The 17,235-nt window shown below is 29.4% G+C and carries 10 protein-coding genes and 1 tRNA gene; 6 read left to right on the top strand and 5 right to left on the bottom strand.

Features of this window, described 5'->3' with window-relative positions:
* Positions 1–87: 87 nt before the first annotated feature.
* Both PHEL85_RS05595 and PHEL85_RS05600 read left to right on the top strand, forming a co-directional pair.
* Complete coding sequence (locus PHEL85_RS05595; RefSeq protein WP_036822149.1) at positions 88–1,161, top strand: sensor histidine kinase; 1,074 nt, start codon at positions 88–90, stop codon at positions 1,159–1,161.
* Positions 1,142–1,852 carry a LytR/AlgR family response regulator transcription factor gene (locus tag PHEL85_RS05600; protein ID WP_036822151.1) on the top strand — a complete coding sequence of 237 codons (711 nt, stop codon included), beginning with the start codon at positions 1,142–1,144 and terminating at the stop codon, positions 1,850–1,852. The genes PHEL85_RS05595 and PHEL85_RS05600 overlap by 20 nt, the downstream gene beginning before the upstream one ends.
* 2 nt (positions 1,853–1,854) lie before the next feature.
* Here the strand turns inward: PHEL85_RS05600 and PHEL85_RS05605 are convergent, their stop codons facing one another.
* The gene (locus PHEL85_RS05605; RefSeq protein WP_036822153.1) at positions 1,855–2,457 is read right to left on the bottom strand and encodes an alpha-ketoglutarate-dependent dioxygenase AlkB family protein; all 603 of its coding nucleotides are present in this window, start codon (positions 2,455–2,457) and stop codon (positions 1,855–1,857) included.
* A 346-nt stretch (positions 2,458–2,803) separates the two neighbouring features.
* Between PHEL85_RS05605 and PHEL85_RS05615 the strand changes: the two genes are divergently transcribed.
* From PHEL85_RS05615 to PHEL85_RS05625, 3 genes are all read left to right on the top strand, one after another.
* Complete coding sequence (locus PHEL85_RS05615; RefSeq protein ID WP_036822160.1) at positions 2,804–3,319, top strand: hypothetical protein; 516 nt, start codon at positions 2,804–2,806, stop codon at positions 3,317–3,319.
* A gap of 177 nt (positions 3,320–3,496) precedes the next feature.
* Positions 3,497–4,687 carry a hypothetical protein gene (locus PHEL85_RS05620; protein ID WP_036822163.1) on the top strand — a complete coding sequence of 397 codons (1,191 nt, stop codon included), beginning with the start codon at positions 3,497–3,499 and terminating at the stop codon, positions 4,685–4,687.
* Between the two features lie 6 nt (positions 4,688–4,693).
* Entirely contained in the window at positions 4,694–6,160 is a 1,467-nt protein-coding gene (locus PHEL85_RS05625) for a hypothetical protein (RefSeq protein ID WP_156109111.1), read from the top strand.
* Positions 6,161–7,084: 924 nt separating this feature from the next.
* Here PHEL85_RS05625 and PHEL85_RS05630 read toward each other — a convergent pair.
* Positions 7,085–7,169 (bottom strand) — tRNA-Ser (locus tag PHEL85_RS05630).
* Between the two features lie 243 nt (positions 7,170–7,412).
* Here PHEL85_RS05630 and aroC point away from each other — a divergent pair.
* Entirely contained in the window at positions 7,413–8,477 is a 1,065-nt protein-coding gene (aroC, locus tag PHEL85_RS05635) for a chorismate synthase (protein WP_036822167.1), read from the top strand.
* A 38-nt stretch (positions 8,478–8,515) separates the two neighbouring features.
* Here the strand turns inward: aroC and PHEL85_RS05640 are convergent, their stop codons facing one another.
* The 3 genes from PHEL85_RS05640 to rpoB form a co-directional block, all read right to left on the bottom strand.
* Positions 8,516–8,827, bottom strand: a complete 312-nt coding sequence (locus PHEL85_RS05640; protein WP_036822170.1) for a DUF3467 domain-containing protein — start codon at positions 8,825–8,827, stop codon at positions 8,516–8,518.
* Positions 8,828–8,951: 124 nt separating this feature from the next.
* Positions 8,952–13,226 (bottom strand): DNA-directed RNA polymerase subunit beta', encoded by a 4,275-nt coding sequence (gene rpoC / locus PHEL85_RS05645; RefSeq protein WP_036822173.1) that lies wholly within the window; start codon positions 13,224–13,226, stop codon positions 8,952–8,954.
* Between the two features lie 102 nt (positions 13,227–13,328).
* A complete protein-coding gene (rpoB, locus tag PHEL85_RS05650) occupies positions 13,329–17,138 on the bottom strand; it encodes a DNA-directed RNA polymerase subunit beta (RefSeq protein WP_036822175.1) in 3,810 nt (1,269 codons plus the stop codon).
* Positions 17,139–17,235: the final 97 nt, after the last annotated feature.

Raw genomic sequence — 17,235 nt, forward strand, 5'->3', positions numbered from 1 at the left:
TAACTTTTTACTTTTTTATGAAAAATACAACAGTATTTTGTGAGTTTTTTAAGAATACAACCTTATAATTTTGTAACATTCTAAACAATGATAGAATTGAACATTTATAAAAAAAAATCATCAATATTAATTATTCATATTTTACTATGGATAATTATTTTTGCTATTAGTGCATCTCAAATTTATATGAAAATAGGTGTAATTCCTAATGACTTTTATTTAAGATTCAGTCTATTTTTTATTGCATTTTATTTAAACTACCACATATTTGTACCCAAATTATTACTTAAAAAAGAATTTCTTTTATACATAGTTACAGTATTAATTTTTAGCATACTATTTGTATTTATTATAGAGTATGTAATTCCTAAACCCATAAATTTTGGCCCAGGAAATAGAATACCACGAGATTTTCCTCCAGGTTCTGAAAACGGATTTTTCTTTTTTAGATCTTTCCCAATGTTGGTATTGCTTTTGTTATTTTTTACATTAAGCACAAGTATAAAATTAGGGATTGAATGGTATAAAACTGAAAAAGAAAAAGTAATTATAGAGTCTCAAAAAGTGAATTCTGAACTCTCTTTTTTAAAAGCACAATTAAATCCTCATTTTTTGTTTAACACTTTAAATAGCATTTATGCATTGGCAAATAAAAAATCTGACAACACAACTGAAGCTATTGTAACCTTATCTGAATTAATGCGGTACTCAATTTATGAAGCCAATGAAAACATGGTTTCTTTAGAAAAAGAAATAGAACATCTTAAAAATTATATTTCATTGCAATTACTTCGTCTTAAAGATTCTAGTGGAGTAAGAGTAAATATACATGGAATTCTAAATTATAAAATAGAACCTCTATTACTCATATCTTTTATCGAAAATGCCTTTAAATACGGAACAGATTTTAGAGGAAAAACTGATATCAGAATTAAAATCACCATAAAAAATGATGAGCTTAACCTATATGTTTACAACACAGCTTCTCATCAAAAAACAAAAAAAGAAAACTCTGGTATTGGTTTAGAAAACATAAAAAATAGATTGAATTTATTGTATCCAAATACACATTCTTTAGAAATAATAGATGATAAAAAATCTTACACAGTTAATTTAATACTAAAACTAAAAAACAATAAAAATGAGATGTATAATTATTGATGACGAGCCACTAGCATTAGAATTGTTAGAAGATTTTATCTCTAAAACTCCTTTTTTAGAATTGGTTGCATCTTGTTCTAACGGTTTTGAAGCAACAAGTATTTTACAAGAACAAAAAATAGATTTAATCTTTACAGATATAGAAATGCCAGATTTTTCTGGAATAGATTTAATTAAATCTTTAGACAATAAACCAATGTTTATTTTTACAACAGCATATTCTCATTATGCGGTAGAAGGCTTTAATTTAAATGCCATAGATTACTTAGTAAAACCTATTCCTTTTCATCGTTTTTTAAAAGCAGCTACTAGAGCTCAAAATTTATTAAATTTAAAAATTGAAGAAGAAGAAACGCCTATTGTAAATCAAGAAAATACTCAAGAATTTATTTTTGTAAAATCTGAATATGAGAACTTAAAAATAAATTTAGGAGACATAAAGTATATCGAATCTTTAAAAGATTACATTAAAATTTATACCCATAAAGAGAAACCTATTTTAACTTTAAGTAGTCTTAAAAACTTTGAAGAAAAATTAGGGAAATTAAATTTTATTAGAGTCCATAAATCTTATATAGTATCATTAAAACACATTTATTCGGTACAAAGAAATAGAATTATAATCGATGATAAATGGATACCAATTGGTTTAAATTACAAAGACGAATTTATTAGTAAAATCAATAATTAAAACTACAATTCTATAGTTCTAAAAGTTAAATTAATTCTTGGAGAATTCACTTTTTTAGTTGGTGGCAATCTGTGTAACCAATTTGTTTGAGTGCCTTTTTTCATCACCAATAAACTACCATTTTCTAAAACAATATCTATTCTTTGTTTGTTTTCTTTATGTTTAAAAGAAAATTTACGTTCTGCACCTAAAGACAAAGAAGCAATTGCACCATCTTTCTTTAACATTTTTTCTCCGTCAGAATGATACGCCATTCCTTCTGCACCAGAATCATATAAATTCAATAAACAAGAATTAAAAGTTTCACCAGTTTCTTTTTCTATGATTTCTTTTAACTCTAATAACTCTTTTGTGAAAATGTTTGCTGTTTTTGTTACTTTAGAATAGGTGTAAGAGTATTCTGATTCTCCATACCAAGCTACTTTTCTTTTGGTAATTATCTTTTTACCAAAAATAATAGCTTCATCGTTTTTAAATTGAATAGTTTCCATCAATTTTTGATAATAAAACTTACATTGTTTTTTATTAAGAACTAATCCATGATAATTGGTAACTCCATCAAAAGGAAGAATATTTTTTATAGTTTCTGTAGAAAATAAATCCATAAAATAAAAATACAAATTATACTTGAAATAATTACTTTTGAAAAGGTATGATTCAAATAAAACGAAATTTAATATTCTCAATAGAATATACATTTATTAAATATTGTATCGATAAAAATATAGCCTTAAAAGAAAAAGATACAAATAGAGCTTTTTCAGAACTAGAAAGAATATTAAGAAATAGACAAGGTAAAAGGTTTATGCCAACGATATTTAAGAGATGGTTTACCTGAAAATAAGTTGAAATAGCACAATAAAGTAAGGTTTTACTTTATTTATGTTTTTAAATCAAAAAAATTGAACTTAAATAATTACTTTTGTGCTAAAATTGTTTAAAACAAATAATATGAAAAAGATCAAATCAATTTTACTAATTGCAACAGTTATTATTGCAAGCTTATCTATGAATTCTTGTAGTTCTAATGATGACGGACTAAATGAAATGTCTGAAAACGAACTGTTTCTTAATTTTACTTTAAATGATGAAGAAACAAAGATAGTTGGAGATTTTGAAGTAATTTCTGTGTTTAGTGGAGATAATTTTATGTATTTATCTATAAATGGTAATAATGGTTTACAAATAAATGACCCAGACTATATCCGTCTTTCACTAATTATTCCAAATAAAAATGTAGCTCCTGGAACTTACAGTTTCTCAGGAGACGTGTTTACACCAGACTTATATCATTGCCGTTTAATTGTAGATGGAACAACAATACAAAGCCTAAACTCTGGAAACTTAATAGTAACTAGTAATACGGGTGGTATTATAGAAGGTACTTTTAGTGGTACTGCAACTTTAAACAATGAAGTATATACAATTACAAACGGTAGTTTTAAAGCTATTTCTAACGATAATTAAAATTTAATAGAAAAAGTGAATTAATTCCAAGATATTATAAGGTTAGTTTATTTCTAATTAGTCTTATAGTATTTTGCTTTTTTTGTTCTCAATAATAATATTTTAGATAATTTCTTGCTAAACAATTGTGGCACAGAAATTGACTAAATGTAAATTAAAAAAAATTAATATTCTAAGATGAAAAAATATTTTTTACCAGTACTATTCGTATTTACAATTTATAGCAGCAGTTTCGCTCAAAGAGCAATATCTGAAAAAGTGAATTACTTTGATATTAGAAAACCAAATAATCCTTTAGATAAAACAATTAAAAGTTATAAAGTTATTGTTGAAACTCCATATACATTAACAGCTGAAGAAGTTAATGTAAAATCTTTACAGGAATTTGAAGTTGAAAAAGAAAATTACGATAATCTACTTGAAACAAGTAAAGCTGAATTTGAAAAGCGTTTAGCTAGTTATGACGATGATGTAAAAAAACAAGAAGAACGCTATGATAAATTGATGAAAGATTTTAAAGCATTATCACTTATAGAACGTTTAGCCTTAACCCAACAAGGTAAAGAGCCTAAATTAAAAGTACCTTCTAAGCCTAGGTATGTAGAACCTAGAGAGCCGATATATAGAAAACCAAACTTAGATGATAACCTTATATTTGATAATAATGTTTTAGCAGACGGAATAAATTTATTTGGCTATGAAAAAGGGGAAGACATACTTTTTATAATAAATATATCTAAAATGGTTTTTCAAGATAACGGAGGACAAACATATTATAATCAGCCAACTAGTTTAAAAGTTATCTATGGTGCAGATATAATAGATGAGAAAAAGTTTGATGATAAATTTAAATTTTTAACATCAACTTCTTCTAACTCAATTAATTTAGATCGTCATGAGAAAAATAACGTTAAAAAAAATATTAGGAATATTGAAAATTATATGAATGAAGAATTTGGTTTTACCCCAGTTTCTTCTTCTATATATATTCAGTATCCTAAAAATAAAAAGCGAGAGTATGATGTTTTAGAAAATGCTAAAATTAAGGTTATTTCTGCTTACAGAAAATTAAAAAAAGATGCTTCATTAGAAACGAGAGAAAGAGTTAAAGAAGAACTAGAAGCAGTTAGATTGATTTGGAAAACAGAACTTTCTAAAGTAGATTACAAAAATAAAAAAGCATTGATGAATAAAGAAATAGCAAAAATTATTTTATTTAATTTAATGAGAGTTGATATTAGCATAAAAGATAAAAAACAAGCAGAAGAGACTTTAGCTTTAATGCAAGAGAAGCGAATTGATTTAGATTTAAACTACACAGAAAAAGCAACATTTACTAGACTTGAAGAACAAGTTTATAAACTATAACTTATTATGAAAAAAATACTTATTGTATTTATTCTTTGCTCTTTTTTTAATTTAAGCTATTCACAACAGTTTAAAAACAGGATGAGTTCTTCTTTTAATAAAGAAAATAAAAATGATATTTACAAAATTGTACTACCATCACCTTATGGTTTTACTAAGCTTCATTATTTAGAAAATGTTTTTATGGACAATACTAAATCGATGATACTGACTAAATATGATCAAGAGATGAAGTCTACTGATACAAAATCTTTTAATTTGCCAAAACTAGGTCTACGAGCTTCTGATTTACAGGAGGTAATAGAGTTAGATAGTCAGCTAATTTTTCTATCTACAGTTATGGATAAAAAACTTGGTAAACACCAAGTAAATGCTCAAGTATACTTAAGTAAAGAAAGTAGTGTAAGTGATAATAAAATTTTAGCATCTTTTGAAATAGAAAAATATTCAAGATCAGGTTTTTATCAAATATCTATTTCTCCCGATAAAAGTAAAATTGCTATAGTAGCTAATATGCCATACGAAAAGAAAAAGAAAGAAACAGTCAAAGTTTGGGTCTATGATAATCAATTAAATCTTCTTTGGGAGCAAAAAGAAACACTCACATATAATAGCGAAAAAGTTTATGAAGAAAAGCTGTTTGTTCAAAACTCTGGAGAAGTAATAATGAGCAAAAAAACGAATTCACATAAAAAAACTCGTAAATCTGAACTATTAATTTTTAATAGTAACTCAGTAGATATTGTTGATTTTTCTTCTACTGATTTTATGCCTATGCAAACTAAATTAATAGAGGTTAATGGTAACCCAATGTTAACAGGTTTCTTCTGGGACGGAAAAACAGTTATTATAAAAACAAATCAAACAGAAGGAGTAGATAATGATGGTGCTTTCCTTTTTGATTTAAATACTAAAAAATTATTAGGTGCTCATAAATGGAATAATACTATAAATTCAAAAGACCTTAAAAGTCTTCAAGTTATTAGTGTCAACGTTATTAATGATGATATATACCTATTAGGTGAAAAACAACTAGAAACTAGTGAGTTCAAAAAAGGAGGGAATTCAATGACTACAGAAATTGACTATTTCTATACTTATGGATCTAGTGTACTTGTAAATATTGATACAAAAGGTACATTAAAAAGCTTTAAAAACTTATTTGAATCTAAAAAGTATAAAAATAATGAGAAAGAAAAAGGTTCTTTTAGCTCTTTATATTTAGAAGATGGTTTAAGAATATTTTCAAACTATAACAAGAAAGAATCGAAATACAGAGGAATAATGGTTAATTCATTTTTTTTCGATAACCAAATATCTTTTTTGAAACCAAAAATTACTATTCCTAATTATAATTATCCTGTTGTACCATATGTTTTATCAAAAACCATTAAGGAAGTTAAAAATTACAATATCTTATATTATATAACAAATTATGGAGATCGTTATTGGTTTAATAAGACAACTTGGTAATGAATACCTTTGAATAAATAGTAGAACCTAATTAGAAATAATTAGGTTTTTTTTATTCAATTTTCAATAATTTATGAAAAAAGGTCAACCCTATCAATAAAATAAAGAAACCCAGTACAATTCAATCCTTAGAATTTCACAATAGGTTAATTACTGAAAGAAATATTTATTCTTCAGAAGAATATGCAAATCTTGATTTTAAGTAAGTATATAAATGAATTATTGAACAAATGGAGATTAGGGTTGGGAAAAAGACCTAATAAAAATATTTATTCAATTTAGGCCTGGTATTAATATAAAATTAACAGACCCGATTTAAAAACTTTTGGATTTTTACAAAAAAGAACAAAGGGAGTTCGAATTTTATTATCTGATTTTGATTTATGGAATTTTCTTTTTAATTACTTGTATATAGTTGAGAATGAAAAAAAAAAAACTAGATTTTTATAAATTACTGAAAGACTTTAAAGTAAACTCTATAGATAAAGGAAAATAACCATTTGAATTAATAAAGATGATAGAAGATAGTTGGAATAAATTTAGACATAAATTATCACTCTAATTATGTCTCAGAGAGGTTCGTTAATAAAAAAATTCAAGCGACATTATGGAGTATATGAAGATTCGAAATTACCAAAGGTGATTTTTTTAATGTTAAATAAACTATTTCTAATAAAGATTTTTTAATACTACTTTTAGCAGAAAAAGAAATTTACACTCAAAACACAAAGTAAATCATATCTTCCATATACTACATTTGATAGAAACTTACATTGCACAGTTTACAATAAGTCCAGAGAAGCTAAAATAAATTAATTTTTTAAAAATCATAGATATCATCAATAAAAAAACACCCAATTCTAATAGAATTGGGTGTAATACTGGGTGTCAAACTCATAATTAACTGATTATCAGCTGACATTGCGGAGAAAGAGGGATTCGAACCCCCGGACCTGTTACAGTCAACAGTTTTCAAGACTGCCGCATTCGACCACTCTGCCATTTCTCCAAGTGTCTTATCAGGTATTCCCTGAATGCGGATGCAAATATAGAAAGCTTTTTCATTTTCTGAAACAAAAAAGACATTATTTTTCATTTTTTTTGAATATAATTCATAACAATTCATATCTCCTTAATAATCAGACATTATAGATATAATTTAGTTTTTAGAAATCATTACAAACTCTTATAAATATAGACTTCATGTATACTTCTTTACTATATTTGCTTTCATTATTCTAATTTTATAATTATGTCGTTTAATACTTTCGGAAATTTATTAAAAGTAACTACGTATGGAGAATCTCATGGAACTGCTATTGGAGGCGTTATTGACGGTTTTCCTGCAGGATTAGAGCTAGACTTTGATGCGATACAAAATGAGTTAAATAGACGTAAACCTGGACAATCTAAAATTGTTACACAACGAAAAGAACCAGATACTGTAGAATTTCTTTCAGGTATTTTTGAAGGTAAAACTACAGGAACTTCTATTGGTTTTATAATTAGAAATACCAATCAAAAATCTAAGGATTATAACCATAATACAAATATATACAGACCTTCTCATGCAGACTATACCTATGACAAGAAATTTGGAACTAGAGATTATAGAGGCGGAGGAAGAAGTTCTGCTCGTGAAACTGCCAATTGGGTAGTTGCTGGTGCTTTAGCAAAACAATTGATTTCTAGCATGAATATTAATGCTTTTACCTCTTCTGTAGGAGATATTTTTCTAGACAAACCTTATCAAGATTTAGATTTTTCTAAAACTGAAAGCAATATTGTACGTTGTCCAGATGAAGCTTCCGCAGAAAAAATGATAACTAAAATACAAGAAATCAGAAAAGCTGGAGATACAATTGGAGGTACAATTACTTGTGTTGCACAAAATGTACCTGTAGGCTTGGGTGAACCAATTTTTCATAAGCTTCATGCTCAATTAGGTAGCGCAATGTTATCTATAAATGCTGTAAAAGGTTTTGAGTTTGGAAGTGGGTTTTGTGGTGCAAAGATGAAAGGTTCTGAACACAATGACATATTTAATGCGGATGGTTCAACACAATCTAATTTATCAGGAGGAATTCAAGGAGGAATTAGTAATGGAATGGATATCTACTTTAGAGTCGCTTTTAAGCCCGTTGCAACGATTATGAGCTCTCAACAAACAATTAACTCTGAAAATGAACTTACAGAGATTACAGGTAAAGGAAGGCATGATCCTTGTGTTGTACCAAGAGCTGTACCTATTGTAGAAGCGATGACTGCTTTAGTATTAGCAGATTATTGGCTATTAAACAAAACAAGAACTATATAAAAACAAAAAAAGCGAAACTTTAAAAGTTTCGCTTTTTTTTATGCTTGACCTGTAGGTCCAAAATTCATTGGAATTGGAGGTTGTTCATAATCTTTTATTTCTCCATGTTGCTGTTCAAACTTTCTAACATTTTCTGCTAAAGCTTGTGTTAACCTTTTTGCATGTTGGGGAGTTAAAATAATTCTAGACTTTACTTTAGCCTTTGGAACACCTGGCATAATATTTATAAAATCTACAATAAACTCTGATACAGAATGATTGATAATTGCCAAATTAGAATATGTTCCTTCTGCAATTTCTTGATCTAATTCAATATTTATTTGTCCGTCTTTTTTTTGATTTTCTTCCATAATTTATCTTGTTAAATTGGGTAATTGTTGAAATGTACAAAAAATAAAAAAGTTGAATTGAATAATGTAATTATGTTACAGTAAACAATTCAACTTTTAAAAATTTTAACGATTAAACGTTTATTTAGAAACTTTGTTCTATTTCGTCTTTAGGACCAACTAGAATCTTGTCATAAGCTCTCATACCTGTTCCTGCTGGAATTCTCTTACCAACAATTACATTCTCTTTCAAGCCTTCTAATGTATCTACTTTACCACTTACAGCAGCTTCGTTTAATACTTTTGTAGTTTCCTGGAAAGAAGCTGCAGAAATAAACGATTTTGTTTGTAGTGATGCTCTTGTAATACCTTGTAATACTTGTTCTGCCGTTGCTGGTTTAGCATCTCTTGCTTCAACTAAGTTTTGATCATTTCTTCTTAATAAAGAATTTTCATCTCTTAATTGACGTGCAGAAATAATTTGTCCTGCTACTAAATTTTCTGAATCTCCAGCATTTTCAACAACTTTCATTCCGTAGATAGCGTCGTTATCTTTGATAAAGTCAATTTTATGAATTAATTGATTCTCTAAGAATAAAGTATCTCCAGAATCAATAATTTTAACTTTACGCATCATTTGACGAACAACAACTTCGAAATGTTTGTCGTTAATTTTTACACCTTGTAAACGATATACTTCTTGTATTTCATTCACCAAGTACATTTGAACTGCAGAAGGTCCTTTAATTCTTAAAATATCTGAAGGAGTTGTTGCTCCATCTGATAAAGGCATACCTGCTTTAATAAAGTCATTTTCTTGAACTAAGATTTGGTTAGAAAGTTTAACTAAATACTTTCTAATATCTCCTGTTTTAGATTCAACAATAATTTCTCTATTACCACGCTTAATTTTTCCGAAAGAAACAACACCATCAATCTCTGATACTACAGATGGATTAGAAGGGTTACGTGCTTCAAATAACTCTGTTACACGTGGTAAACCTCCTGTAATATCTCCTGCTTTACCAGATTTTCTTGGTATTTTAACTAAAGTATGACCAGATTCAACTTTATCTCCATCATTTATCATTAGGTGTGCACCTACTGGTAAACTATAAGAACGTAAAGCATTACCGTCTTCATCTTCTATGATTAGAGAAGCAATGATTTTCTTATTTTTAGAATCTATCATTACTTTTTCTTGGAAACCTGTTTGCTCATCAATCTCGACAGAGTAATTAATACCTTGTTGTAAATTATCAAACTTCACTTTTCCAGCAAATTCAGAAACGATCACACCGTTAAATGGATCCCACTGTACAATTACATCTCCTTTTTTAATTGATTTGCGTTCTTTATCAAAAATGATAGAACCGTAAGGAATAATGTTTGTACTCTGAGTAATTCCTGTTTTCTTATCTATAATCTTAATTTCTGCTGTTCTAGAAATTACAATATCAACTTCATTACCATCAGCGTCTTTTCCAACAACTGTACGTAAATCATCAATAGTAACTTTACCATCAAACTTAGCAATTAATTTATTTTCTTCAGAAATATTACCTGCAACCCCACCAACGTGGAATGTACGTAATGTTAACTGTGTACCTGGCTCTCCAATAGATTGTGCTGCAATTACACCAACTGCTTCACCTATTTGTACTTTATTAAGTGTAGACAAACTTTGTCCGTAACATTTTGCACAAATACCTTTTGAAGACTCACAAGTTAATGCAGATCTTACTTCTAAACCATCAATTCCAGATTTCTCTATAGCTAATGCTAATTGAGAAGTAATTGGTTGATTAGCTTCTATAATAAGTTCATCAGTTAATGGGTGATAAACATCCTGTAAAGAAATTCGTCCTTCAATTCTATCTGATAAAGATTCTACAATCTCATCATTCTTCTTTAATGGAGTAACTTCTAAACCTCTTAATGTACCACAATCTTCTTCGTTAATGATAACATCTTGAGATACATCTACCAATCTACGAGTTAAGTAACCAGCATCTGCCGTTTTTAAAGCGGTATCTGCAAGTCCTTTACGCGCACCGTGAGTAGAAATAAAGTATTCAAGAATTGATAATCCTTCCTTAAAGTTAGAAAGAATTGGATTCTCAATAATTTCTCCACCACCTGCTGTAGATTTTTTAGGTTTTGCCATTAATCCACGCATACCTGTTAACTGACGAATTTGTTCTTTAGAACCCCTTGCACCAGAATCAAGCATCATATATACAGAGTTGAAACCTTGTTGATCTTCACGTAAACGTTTCATAGATAACTCAGTTAAATCGTTATTGGTTCTACCCCAAATATCAATTACCTGATTGTAACGCTCTTTTTGCGTTAACATACCCATGTTATAATTAGATACAATTACATCCACCTCTTTATTGGCTTCATCAATCATACCTTGTTTTTCTTTTGGAATAATGATATCACCTAATGAGAATGATAAACCACCTTGGAAGGCAAATTTATATCCCATATTTTTAATCTGATCTAAGAATTCTCCTGTAGTAGGAATATCTGTAGCTTTTAAAATACCACCAATAATTCCACGTAAATTTTTCTTAGTTAAAACTTCATTAATATAACCAGCAGCAGCAGGAACTTTTTCATTAAATAAAACTCTACCAACAGTAGTTTTAATAATTTTAGTTACTTGCTCTCCATTCTCATCAATATCTTGAGTTCTTACTTTAATACCAGCATTTAAGTCTACCATTTCTTCGTTAAAAGCAATAGTTACTTCTTCTGGTGAATAGAAAGTTAATCCTTCTCCTTTAATTGGTACTTCTGGAGTAGAGATTCTTTCTTTTGTCATATAGTATAAACCAAGTACCATATCCTGAGAAGGAACTGTTACTGGAGCACCATTTGCAGGGTTTAAGATATTATGAGAAGCCAACATTAATAATTGTGCTTCTAAAATAGCTTCTGGTCCTAATGGTAAGTGAACTGCCATTTGATCCCCATCAAAATCCGCATTAAATGCAGAACATGCTAGTGGATGTAATTGAATCGCTTTTCCTTCAATTAACTTTGGTTGAAAAGCTTGTATACCTAGTCTGTGTAAAGTAGGAGCCCTGTTTAATAAAACTGGATGCCCTTTAATTACATTTTCTAAAATATCCCAAACAACTGGTTCTTTTCTATCTATTATTTTCTTTGCAGATTTAACTGTTTTTACAATTCCTCTTTCAATTAATTTTCTAATTACAAAAGGCTTGTATAGTTCAGCTGCCATATCCTTAGGGATACCACATTCTGAAAGTTTTAATTCTGGTCCAACAACAATTACAGAACGAGCTGAATAATCAACACGTTTTCCTAATAAATTTTGACGGAAACGTCCTTGTTTACCTTTTAATGAATCTGATAAAGATTTTAAAGGTCTATTAGATTCAGTTTTAACTGCTGATGATTTACGAGTGTTATCAAATAATGAATCTACTGATTCTTGTAACATACGTTTTTCATTACGTAAAATAACTTCTGGAGCTTTAATTTCAACTAACCTTTTTAAACGGTTATTTCTAATAATAACTCTTCTATATAAATCATTTAAATCTGAAGTTGCAAAACGACCTCCATCTAATGGTACTAATGGTCTCAATTCTGGTGGAATTACCGGAACTGCTTTCATGATCATCCATTCTGGATTATTCTCTCTATTCTTTTGAGAATCTCTAAATGCTTCAACAACATTTAAACGTTTTAATGCTTCAGTTTTACGTTGTTTAGACGTTTCTGTGTTTGCTTTATGTCTTAATTCAAAAGATAACGCATCTAAATCGATACGAGCTAATAAATCAATTAAACACTCTGCTCCCATTTTAGCGATAAACTTGTTTGGGTCAGAATCATCTAAGTATTGATTGTCTTGTGGTAACTCGTCAGCAATATCTAAATATTCTTCTTCAGTTAAGAAATCCATTTTTTGTAATGGTTCTCCTTCAACATTCTTTGCAATACCTGGTTGAATTACTACATAACGTTCGTAGTAAATAATCATATCTAACTTCTTAGATGGTAAACCTAAAAGGTATCCCATTTTGTTAGGTAATGATCTAAAATACCAAATATGAGCAACTGGTACCACTAAATTAATGTGACCAACTCTATCTCTACGTACTTTCTTTTCTGTTACTTCTACACCACATCTATCACAAACGATACCTTTGTAGCGAATTCTTTTGTACTTTCCACAAGCACATTCATAATCCTTTACAGGACCAAAAATACGCTCACAAAATAAACCATCTCTTTCTGGTTTATGCGTACGGTAATTTATTGTTTCTGGTTTTAAAACTTCACCTTTAGAGATTTCTAAAATAGCTTCTGGTGATGATAAACCAATTGAGATTTTATTAAACTTTTTTACAGTGTACTTTTCTTGTTTTCTTGCCATGTTGATGGATTCGAATTAAAATTGTAAAAATGGCCTCAATGAGACTTATAAATAAATGATTACAAGAAGTAAGTTAAAAACCTACTTCTTGTATCAATTTTGTTATTCTTCTAATCTAACGTCTAAACCTAAACCTTTAAGTTCATGCATTAATACATTAAATGATTCTGGTAAACCTGGTTCTGGCATAGCTTCACCTTTCACAATACTTTCGTATGTTTTAGCTCTACCCATTACATCATCAGATTTTACAGTTAAGATTTCTCTTAAGATACTTGATGCACCATATGCTTCTAATGCCCAAACTTCCATCTCTCCAAAACGTTGTCCTCCAAATTGTGCTTTACCACCTAAAGGTTGTTGTGTAATTAATGAATAAGGACCAATAGAACGCGCATGCATTTTATCTTCAATCATGTGTCCTAACTTAATCATATAAATGATACCAACTGTTGCTGGTTGATCGAAACGTTTTCCTGTTCCTCCATCATATAAATAAGTATGTCCAAATCTTGGTACACCAGCTTCATCTGTAATTCCATTAATCTGATCTAAAGATGCTCCATCAAAAATTGGTGTTGCATATTTAGTTCCTAATTTTTGACCTGCCCAACCAAGAACAGTTTCATAAATCTGACCAATATTCATACGAGAAGGTACACCTAATGGATTTAACACGATATCAACTGGAGTTCCGTCTTCTAAGAAAGGCATATCTTCTGCTCTAACAATACGAGCAACAATACCTTTATTACCATGACGACCTGCCATTTTATCACCAACTTTTAATTTACGTTTCTTAGCGATGTAAACCTTAGCTAATTTTAAAATTCCAGCTGGTAATTCATCACCTACAGAGATTGTAAATTTTTGACGACGTAAAGAACCTTGTAAATCATTTACTTTAATTTTGTAGTTGTGAACTAACTCACCTACTAAATTATTTAATTCTTTATCAGTTGTCCAAGAACCTGTTAAATGTACATAATCATCTACAGAGTTTAACATTTTTAGTGTATACTTTTTACCTTTTGGTAAAACTTCTTCACCTAAATCATTAAATACACCTTGTGATGTTTTTCCACTGATAAGTGTAAATAATTTCTCAATTAAAATATCTTTTAATCCTTCAAATTTACCAACAAAAGATGCTTCTAAAGTAGCTACCGCTTCTTTATCTCTTAATCTCTTGTTCTTATCTTTTACAGCTCTTCTAAATAATTTTTTATCAATTACTACACCTCTTAATGAAGGAGAAGCTTTTAAAGATGCATCTTTTACATCACCTGCTTTATCACCAAAAATGGCACGTAATAATTTTTCTTCTGGAGTTGGATCAGATTCTCCTTTTGGTGTGATTTTACCTATTAAGATATCACCAGGGTTCACTTCTGCACCAATTCTAATCATTCCATTTTCATCTAAGTCTTTTGTAGCTTCTTCAGAAACGTTAGGAATATCATTAGTTAACTCTTCAGTTCCTAATTTTGTATCTCTAACATCTAAAGAATACTCATCAATATGAATAGATGTAAATATATCTTCACGAACAACTTTTTCCGAAATTACAATTGCATCCTCAAAGTTATACCCTTTCCAAGGCATAAAGGCTACTTTCATATTTCTACCTAAAGCTAATTCTCCTTTTTGTGTTGCATAACCTTCACAAAGAACTTGTCCTTCTTCAACTCTATCACCTCTTTCTACAATTGGCTTAAGGTTGATATTAGTTCCTTGATTTGTTTTTCTAAATTTAATTAAGTTATAAGAAACTTCATCAGAATCGAAACTTACAAGTTTTTCTTCATCATTTCTATCGTACTTAATTGTAATTTTATTTGCATCTACATAAGTAACTTCACCAGCTCCTTCTGCATTAATTAAAATACGAGAATCTTTTGCAACTCTACGTTCTAAACCAGTCCCTACAATTGGAGATTCTGGTCTTAATAACGGAACTGCTTGACGCATCATGTTAGATCCCATCAATGCTCTATTTGCATCATCATGTTCTAAGAAAGGAATTAAAGATGCAGATATCGAAGCAATTTGATTTGGAGCAACATCCATATAATTAATCGCATCTGGACTAACTACAGGGAAATCTCCTTCTTCTCTTGCAATAACTCTATCTAAAACAATACTTCCATCTTCTTTTAACTCTAAATTAGATTGGGCAATTTTCATACCTTCTTCTTCTTCAGCACTTAAATAGATTGGCTCATTTGTTGCAACAACACCATTATCAACCTTTCTATAAGGAGTTTCAATGAATCCTAAATTATTCACTTTTGCAAAAACAGAAAGTGAAGAAATTAAACCAATATTTGGTCCCTCAGGAGTTTCAATTGGACATAAACGACCATAATGAGTATAGTGAACATCACGTACCTCAAAACCAGCTCTTTCTCTTGATAAACCTCCAGGTCCAAGTGCAGATAATCTACGCTTATGAGTAATCTCTGCTAATGGATTTGTTTGATCCATAAACTGAGATAATTGGTTGGTACCAAAAAATGAGTTAATTACAGATGATAATGTTTTAGCATTAATCAAATCGATTGGCGTAAACACCTCGTTATCACGCACATTCATACGTTCACGAATTGTTCTAGCCATACGAGCTAAACCAACACCAAATTGACCTGCTAATTGCTCACCAACAGTTCTTACACGTCTGTTAGATAAGTGATCAATATCATCAACCTCTGCTTTAGAGTTGATTAACTCAATTAAATATTTTATAATCGTTATAATATCTAATTTTGTTAATACCTTTTGATCAATAGGTTCATTTAACTGAAGTTTAGTATTCATTCTAAAACGACCAACTTCACCTAAATTATATCTTTGTTCAGAAAAGAATAACTTATCTATAATACCTCTTGCAGTCTCCTCATCTGGCGGTTCTGCATTACGTAATTGTCTATAGATATGCTCTACTGCTTCTTTTTCAGAATTGGTAGGATCTTTCTGTAATGTATTATGAATAATAGCATAATCTGCCATATCGTTATCTTCTTTATGAAGTAAAACGGTTTTAGCACCAGCTTCTATTATTTCATCAATATGTTCTTTATCTAAGATTGTATCACGATCGAAAATGATTTCATTTCTTTCGATCGATACAACTTCTCCTGTATCTTCATCTACAAAATCTTCATGCCAAGTTTTTAAAACTCTAGCAGCTAATTTGCGACCTAATACTTTTTTTAATCCAGCTTTAGAAACTTTTACCTCTTCTGCAAGATCAAAAATTTCTAAAATATCTTTATCTCTTTCAAAACCAATGGCTCTGAATAATGTTGTTACTGGTAATTTTTTCTTTCTATCAATATAAGCATACATAACTTGATTGATATCGGTAGCAAACTCTATCCAAGAACCTTTAAAAGGAATTACCCTTGCTGAATATAATTTTGTACCATTTGCATGGAAAGATTGTCCAAAGAAGACACCTGGTGATCTATGTAATTGAGAAACAACTACACGCTCAGCACCATTGATTACAAAGGTACCTGAGTTTGTCATATAAGGAATTGTTCCAAGATATACATCTTGAACAATAGTTTCGAAATCTTCGTGTTCTGGATCTGTACAATACAATTTTAGACGTGCTTTTAAGGGCACACTGTGTGTAAGACCTCTTTCAATACATTCTTGAATAGAATATCTTGGTGGATCTACAAAGTAATCTAAAAATTCTAATACAAATTGATTTCTTGTATCTGTAATTGGAAAGTTATCCATGAAGGTTTTGTACAAACCTTCTTCACCTCTTTCTTCTGCCTTTGTTTGAAGTTGGAAAAAATCTTGAAAAGATTTTACCTGAATATCCAAAAAGTCTGGATACTCCTTAATCATTTGAGAAGTAGCGAAGTTGATTCTTTCAGTAGTGTTTTTCGTTGCCAAAAGAGAATATTTTTTTGATTAAAATCTGAATAAAAATAAAAAACGAATATATACACAAAATGGTTTAGGTCTAAAAACGTTAGTTCTTAGTACCTAA

Origin of the sequence: Polaribacter sp. Hel1_85 (assembly GCF_000766795.1) — a bacterium.
GTDB lineage: Bacteria > Bacteroidota > Bacteroidia > Flavobacteriales > Flavobacteriaceae > Polaribacter.

Bases quoted from the DNA above. Each gene is read 5' to 3' on its own strand.
- PHEL85_RS05615 (WP_036822160.1), top strand. From the start codon at position 2,804: ATGAAAAAGATCAAATCAATTTTACTAATTGCAACAGTTATTATTGCA.
- PHEL85_RS05600 (WP_036822151.1), top strand. From the start codon at position 1,142: ATGAGATGTATAATTATTGATGACGAGCCACTAGCATTAGAATTGTTA.
- PHEL85_RS05605 (WP_036822153.1), bottom strand. From the start codon at position 2,457: ATGGATTTATTTTCTACAGAAACTATAAAAAATATTCTTCCTTTTGAT.
- PHEL85_RS05595 (WP_036822149.1), top strand. From the start codon at position 88: ATGATAGAATTGAACATTTATAAAAAAAAATCATCAATATTAATTATT.
- PHEL85_RS05625 (WP_156109111.1), top strand. From the start codon at position 4,694: ATGAAAAAAATACTTATTGTATTTATTCTTTGCTCTTTTTTTAATTTA.
- rpoC (WP_036822173.1), bottom strand. From the start codon at position 13,226: ATGGCAAGAAAACAAGAAAAGTACACTGTAAAAAAGTTTAATAAAATC.
- aroC (WP_036822167.1), top strand. From the start codon at position 7,413: ATGTCGTTTAATACTTTCGGAAATTTATTAAAAGTAACTACGTATGGA.
- PHEL85_RS05640 (WP_036822170.1), bottom strand. From the start codon at position 8,827: ATGGAAGAAAATCAAAAAAAAGACGGACAAATAAATATTGAATTAGAT.
- PHEL85_RS05620 (WP_036822163.1), top strand. From the start codon at position 3,497: ATGAAAAAATATTTTTTACCAGTACTATTCGTATTTACAATTTATAGC.